This is a genomic window from Thermodesulfobacteriota bacterium (genome assembly GCA_040758155.1).
In the GTDB taxonomy this organism is placed as follows: Bacteria; Desulfobacterota; Deferrimicrobia; order Deferrimicrobiales; family Deferrimicrobiaceae; genus UBA2219.
Genome location: JBFLWB010000188.1, coordinates 1 through 6,274 on the forward strand (window position 1 = coordinate 1; position 6,274 = coordinate 6,274).

7 protein-coding genes are annotated in these 6,274 nt (G+C 64.0%); all 7 read right to left on the reverse strand.

Translation table 11 applies throughout. The features are described from left to right. Window positions 1-238: hypothetical protein (locus AB1346_12940; GenBank protein MEW6721349.1), on the reverse strand; the 238-nt coding region annotated here is incomplete at its 3' end. Window positions 239-286: 48 nt separating this feature from the next. Continuing rightward, window positions 287-1,387, reverse strand: coding sequence for a hypothetical protein (locus AB1346_12945; protein MEW6721350.1), 1,101 nt, complete (start codon window positions 1,385-1,387; stop codon window positions 287-289). A 506-nt stretch (window positions 1,388-1,893) separates the two neighbouring features. Next, window positions 1,894-3,276, reverse strand: a complete 1,383-nt coding sequence (locus tag AB1346_12950; GenBank protein ID MEW6721351.1) for a sigma 54-interacting transcriptional regulator — start codon at window positions 3,274-3,276, stop codon at window positions 1,894-1,896. Window positions 3,277-3,422: 146 nt separating this feature from the next. Continuing rightward, the gene (locus AB1346_12955; GenBank protein ID MEW6721352.1) at window positions 3,423-5,036 is read right to left on the reverse strand and encodes an FAD-dependent oxidoreductase; all 1,614 of its coding nucleotides are present in this window, start codon (window positions 5,034-5,036) and stop codon (window positions 3,423-3,425) included. 19 nt (window positions 5,037-5,055) lie between these two features. Continuing rightward, window positions 5,056-5,466 carry a hypothetical protein gene (locus AB1346_12960; protein ID MEW6721353.1) on the reverse strand — a complete coding sequence of 137 codons (411 nt, stop codon included), beginning with the start codon at window positions 5,464-5,466 and terminating at the stop codon, window positions 5,056-5,058. Window positions 5,467-5,610: 144 nt separating this feature from the next. After that, on the reverse strand, window positions 5,611-5,814 hold the full coding sequence (locus AB1346_12965) for a cold-shock protein (protein ID MEW6721354.1): 204 nt from the start codon (window positions 5,812-5,814) through the stop codon (window positions 5,611-5,613). Between the two features lie 111 nt (window positions 5,815-5,925). Beyond that, entirely contained in the window at window positions 5,926-6,129 is a 204-nt protein-coding gene (locus AB1346_12970) for a cold-shock protein (GenBank protein MEW6721355.1), read from the reverse strand. Between the last annotated feature and the right edge of the window lie 145 nt (window positions 6,130-6,274).

A 6,274-nucleotide genomic window follows, 5' to 3' on the forward strand; every position in this document is an offset into this window, starting at 1 on the left:
CGTCGTCCGCCGCGCCTACCGCGATCGCGGGATCGGCCGCGGTCGCGGCGCCTTCGTCGACCGCCACGGCCGCGCTGAACGCGGGAGTGGTGCCGGCCGGTGCCACGAGGGTGTCCGCGGCGGTGAAGGCGGGATTGCCGGCGCCGACGGCGCCGCCGCCGCCACCGCCGCCGCAACCCGCCAGTATCAGCATCAGCGCGCTGCCAAGTGCCATTAAGAGAATTGCGAACCGTTTCATGTTGGTCTCCTTATGCGCGTTATATCGTTCGATTCGTTATTGGCCTTGTCAGCGCAGCGTCAAACCAAGAACCTGCGCAACGCCTCCCGGGTCCGCGCTCGACTGGATCGCGACCGTGCTCGTCGCCGGGTTGCCGGGGGAAAGCGGCGCCTTGCCGGTGAAGATCCATCTGCCCGTCGTCTGGTTCACGGTCGCCGTTCCGAGCACAGGGGCCGTGTTGTCGGCGCCGAGATGGATGGTGACGACGGTGGGATTTCCCACGCCGTCCTGCACGGCGGCGCTGAAGCCGCGGACATGGAATTTCCCGGTTTTCACGTGGTACTCGGCCCGGTCGGCCGGCGCCGGCTGGTTCACGGAAATCTTGCCGGTCAGGTTGAAGGCGGTTACCTCAGCCGTGCCCGGGGGACCTACGACACGGAAAAAGTTGGTGCCGAAGGGGCTGCCGACGACGGGGGTCGGGGCGCCGTTGGAGAGATACCTTGCGTTCGTGGCCGGATCGAGGAAGAAGTTCGGGCCAGGGAAAAGGGGCGACGTGAGGAACGGACCGATGCTGCGCCCGTCGGCGTTGACGGTCGCGCCGGGCAGCGGGGGATTCGGTCCGTCGGCCAGGGCGATGTTGAAAGGACCCTGCCGCCCGGGGGTGGCGAGGTTCCCGAGGTCCTGGGTCTCGTTGATCGCCCGGATGCCGGGGGTGGCGACATTATAGACCGCCGTGCCGAACGGATGGGTCACCGTGTACGTCCCCGCGACCGGGACGTCGATGCGGATGCGGATGCGGGCGAATGCCTGCTGGAGCCCTTCCACCGGGACTTCGGAGGGAGCGAAGGCCGCTTCCATCGCGAGGACCAGAAGTCCGGTCATGTTGGAAACATTGTCGAACAGGGCATCGGCCGCCCACCAGAAGGCCTCCGCCCCATAATTGTTCGGGAAGGAAACCGGTGCGAGCGGATTGGGGACAATGAAGAGGCAGGAGGCGACACCCGGGTCGAGGCAGAGGTCGAGACGCAGTCCCGCGGTGTCCTCGTACCACAGCGGGAAGCCGTCGAGCGGGTTGGTCGGACCAACCCGGGCGAGAGCGGCTTGGGCCGACTGGATGGATCCGCCCGCCATCATGAGCGCAACGAGCAGGATGATGAGTGCTTTTTTCATGTCTGTTCTCCTTGTTTTGTACTTGCTGTTATCCTTGCCGCTTCTTCCCCTCGCGAGAGACAGCGTCCCCCTCCCGGAACCGAACCGGTTTCCGGTTCGCTGCCGCCTGAAGACACCCCTCTCTCTCGCCGGCATGCGCGCCGGGATGGAGGTCCGGTTGTTGGAAACACGACGAGAACTACAGGCCTTATATGCTCCTGAGAGAGAATCACTCAGGTATGAGATGTATCGATATGCGCTGAATCTTGCCCCTCGGTTCCTTCTGCCCGCGGCCGTTCAGGATGAGGAAGGGGCTCCCTACTTATCGATAATCAATTCCTGATAATTTATTCAACCGCTCTTGCCAAGTAGGACGAAAATTTTCGAGATAAGATTCATCATTAGTGGGAATATTTTCCCGTCCCGAATGCAAATGCCGATAAACCGGCTATCGTCTTCATCGGACGATCTCAACCTCGCTCCCGGCGGACCCGGTCGCGGATGTAGAAGGTCATCTCCGGCCGCCGTCAGATCTTGAACCGATACTTGTTGATTTCCAGCCTCCGGATCTTCGACTCCAGCGTCTGGCGGGGGATTCCGAGCCTGGTCGCCGCCCCGGACGGGCCGGAGATGCGCCCCCGGCATTCCGCCAGCATGGCCTCGATCATCTCCCGTTCCTGTCCGGACAGCGTTTCGGACAGCGTCGCCTGCTCCCCGAACCGTCGAGGCGATTCCCCCTTCAGCCATGTTTCACTCACGGTGAAGGCGTTCCCATCGCACAGGATCACCGCCCTCTCGACCACGTTCCGCAGCTCCCGTACATTGCCCGGCCAGTCGTGCGCCTGGAAAAGCGCCAACACCTCTCCGCCGACGATGCGGATCTCCTTCCCGGCCGCCTTCGAATACCGGTCTGCGAAATACTCCACGAGCTGCTGGATGTCGTCCGGCCGTTCCCGCAAGGGCGGGATCCGGAGAGAAGACGCGCCCAGAATGGCGAGGAGGTCCGGGCGGAATCCTCCTTCCGCGACCGCCGGCGCCAGATCGCATTTCGTGGCCGCCAGCACGCGGACGTCCACCGGGATCGGCCGGTTGCCCCCCAGCCGCTCGATCGCCCGCTCCCGCAGCGCCTTCGACAGCGCGCATTGCGCCTCCATCGGAAGGCTGCCGACGTCATCGAGATAGATCGTGCCTCCATCGGCCGCCTCGAAACGGCCCATCCGCCGCTGCAGCGCTCCCTCGAAAGCGTCCTTTTCGTGCCCGAACAGCTCGGAGACGACCAGGGACGGCGAAAGCGCCGCGCAGTCCACGCGGAGAAACGCCCGCTCCGCGCGCCCGGATTGCCGATGGATGGCGCGCGCGACAAGCTCCTTCCCCGTCCCGGGCTCCCCGAGGATCAGCACGGGGGTATCGACCTGCGACAGGCCGGCGGCCTGCCGCAGCACGGCGCGCAACGGCTCCGACGACCCGACGATCTCCTCGAACATCGACGCGCGCTCGATCTCCTCCCGCAACGCCAGGATTTCGTTCCGGAGGCGTTGCTCGGCCTGCTTCCGCTCCTCGATGTCGGAATTCGTGCCGTACCATCGGGTCACGGCTCCCCGCTCGTCGCGGGCCGGCTCCGCCCGGAAAAGGAACCAGCGGTATTCGCCGTCGAAGCGCCGCAGGCGCGCCTCCGCCTCCCCTCCCTCTTCCGATCGGAGATGGGAATACCACTTGGCCATGAGCGGTTCCAGGTCTTCGGGGTGGATCGCGGCCTTCCACCCCCAGCCGAGTGCCTCCTTCAGAGAGAGACCGGTGTACTCAAGCCATTTTCGATTGAGGTATTCGGTGGACCCGTCCGGCAGACAGGACCATGCCAGAGCGGGAATCCGGTCGATCATCCTGCGGAGATGCTCTTCCGATCCATCCATGATTGGCGCGCCTTGGCGGAGTCTGCCTTACTAACAGCAGATGCCGCCATCCGGGCAAGGTTTCAGAATAAAGAACCGGCGCGCGCCTCCGGAGGCGTTCCTCGTGTGAAACTGGATCGGTGCCCCGAATAAAACCGGTCAGGATTTCATCCCGCCGAAAGACGCTCCGCCGCCGTCCGCGCCTCGACCTCGCGCCGCCCGGCATCCCACCCCAATTCCCCGGCCATGAGCTCGACCACGCGGGGCAATGCCGCGCCGGCAGCTTCACGATCCAGCAGCGCCAGCGGAATGCGGCGGGCCAAGACATCCATCACGCGCGACGCCATCTCTTGCCGGACGCCATGAATCACTTCCGCTTCGACGAAAGGATGGCCCGGGTGCAATCGTCTCCCGAGCTTCCCCGCCGCCATCTCCGCCACGATCGGCGAACGATCCCCGTATGCGCGGTTCAGATGGAGCGCAACGTCGGGAGGAATTCCGTACTTCGCAACGAGCCGGACCTCCCCGCCGCGCTCATATGCGGCTCCGCCGACGACGGCGATCCGGTCGGTCGCGCACGGTCCGGCGCGATCGAGGCCGCGCTCCCGAACGACGTAATCCAGCAGGTCCGAGGCCATCTTCCGGTACGTCGTCCACTTGCCGCCAGCGATGGTCACCAGTCCCGAACCGCCCGCTTCGATGACATAGTCCCTGGAAAGGTCTGCCGTATCGACCTTCCCGGGATCGGAAACCAGCGGGCGCAGCCCCGACCAGCGGGACTTGACGTCTCCCTCGGCCACTTCCGTGTCGATGTACCGGCGGAGGTGCCGCAACAGGTAGGCCACGTCTTCCTGCCGGACGGGTGGATGCTCCATGACCGTCGCGGGCTCGTCCGTTGTCCCGACCAGGACGTGGCTTTCCCAGGGAAGAACGAACAGGACCCTTCCGTCTTCCGTTTTCGGGATCAGCAGACCTTCGGAGTGCGGGGCGAAGCGCTTGTCGAGCACGATGTGGATTCCCGAACTCGGGCGGAGGATGGGAACGGCCGACGGGTCGTCCATGCGGCGGACCTCGTCCGCGAACGGGCCGGCGGCGTTGACGACCGTTCGGGCGCGCACCTCGAATTCCTCGCCGGAAATCGAATCCCGCACCCGCGCGCCTTCGATCTTCCCGCCCGCCTTGAGGAAATCGACCGCCCCGACATGGTTGATCACGGCCGCCCCGAGCGCATGGGCCGTAAGCGCCAGCGCCACCGCCATGCGGGCGTCGTTGAACTGGCCGTCGTAGTAGAGGACGCCCGCCTTGAGCCCCCCGGACCTGAGGATCGGGAAACGATCGAGGACTTCACGTCGGGTGAGCAGGCGACTGGGACCGATCCCCATCGATCCCGACAGGAGGTCGTAGAACTTCAGCCCTCCGTACATGTAGGGCACGTCCGACCACTTGTAGATCGGAGTCACCAGCGGCAGCCGGGCGCAAAGGTGCGGCGCGATCCGGAGAAGGATTCCGCGCTCGCGAAGGGCGTCCTTGACCAGGCGGAACGTTTTCGGATCGAAGGACCGTACCGCCGCTTCCAGGTAACGGATCCCGCCGTGGAGCAGCTTGGTGCTTCGGCTGCTCGTGCCTTCTCCGAAGTCGTTTCTTTCCACGAGGGCGACCCTGAGACCGCGGCTTGCCGCATCGAGGGCGATGCCGCACCCGGTGGCGCCGCCTCCGATCACCAGAATGTCGTGCGCGGGATCCCGCCGCAGGCGATGGAGGATCCGCCGCCTGTCGTTCATCGGGGGGCGAGCAGATATTTCACGCCGACCTGACGAACACCATCTGCGCCGCCTTCATCAGCGCAAGGATTTCGTTCTTCGATGCGGCGATGACGTTCGGATGATACCGGTAGGTGTCCTTGGAGGAATACTCCACCCCTTTTTCCACGATCCGCTGAAGGATCGCGATGCTCTTGTCGGGGGAGGACGAGATCTCCCGCGCGTGCTCCCGGAGACGTTTGCGCTGCGCCGAGAAATCCTGGGAGAAGACTTCCCGGGGATCCGATGAGAACAACGCCTTGGACGGCAGGTCGCCGGAGCTTCCCGAAAGGGAATCGAGGTGCTCCTCGAAGGTCTTGATGACCAGGTTCCAGGTCTTCGCCACGGCATCCCGGAGCTTCACCGCCTGCTCCGCGGCCGCAAGGATCTGCGCCACCTCTTTTTCTCCCATGGCCCCCTCCGGGCGACTGTTTCTTCCGCTTTACAATTTGCAGGTTAGCACACGCCCGAAAGAAAAAGGCCGGAGAGGGAATGTCCCCCTCCGGCCGTCACGAGCGAAATCAGGCCTTCCTTTCGCCCAACGCCCTCCGGCGTTTCAGACCTTGGCGACGTTGGACGCCTGCGGTCCCTTGGACCCCTGCGTCACTTCGAACTGGACCTTGTCGCCCTCCGCGAGGCTCTTGAAGCCATCCGCCTGGATCGCGCTGAAGTGGACGAATACATCCGCCCCTCCGTTTTCGCGGGTGATGAACCCGAAGCCCTTCGCGTCGTTAAACCACTTCACGGTACCCTTTTCCACAACATCCTCCAAAAAATGTGTTCTTGCTCAACCCAGGCGGGAAAGCCCAAATCGACCAGAACTTTTATGCTACCACAAACATCTGGAATACGTATCGTCTTCTGTCGGATATCAGATCTTGCCGACGTTGGATGCCTGGGCCCCCTTGGGCCCCTGCGTGATCTCGAACTGGACCTTGTCCCCTTCGGCGAGGCTTTTGAAGCCCTCCGCCTTGATCGAGCTGAAGTGGACGAAAACATCCGGCCCGCCGTTTTCCTGAGTGATGAATCCGAAACCCTTCGAGTCGTTGAACCACTTCACGGTGCCTTTTTCCAAGATAGCCTCCAAATAAGTCGAGTTGTTGTTTGCCCGTTACCGACGGAAATCACCGGACTGGCTCCGACCCGGGCCGGAGCCGCGGGCAACCTTCGGCTTGGCCTCCGACACCTTGAGCGTCCGCCCGTCCATTTCGCAGCCGTTC

What these genes read in the sequence shown, in the direction of transcription:
- AB1346_12950 (MEW6721351.1), bottom strand. Translation starts at nt 3,276, where the DNA reads ATGGATGGATCGGAAGAGCATCTCCGCAGGATGATCGACCGGATTCCC.
- AB1346_12945 (MEW6721350.1), bottom strand. Translation starts at nt 1,387, where the DNA reads ATGAAAAAAGCACTCATCATCCTGCTCGTTGCGCTCATGATGGCGGGC.
- AB1346_12955 (MEW6721352.1), bottom strand. Translation starts at nt 5,036, where the DNA reads ATGAACGACAGGCGGCGGATCCTCCATCGCCTGCGGCGGGATCCCGCG.
- AB1346_12960 (MEW6721353.1), bottom strand. Translation starts at nt 5,466, where the DNA reads ATGGGAGAAAAAGAGGTGGCGCAGATCCTTGCGGCCGCGGAGCAGGCG.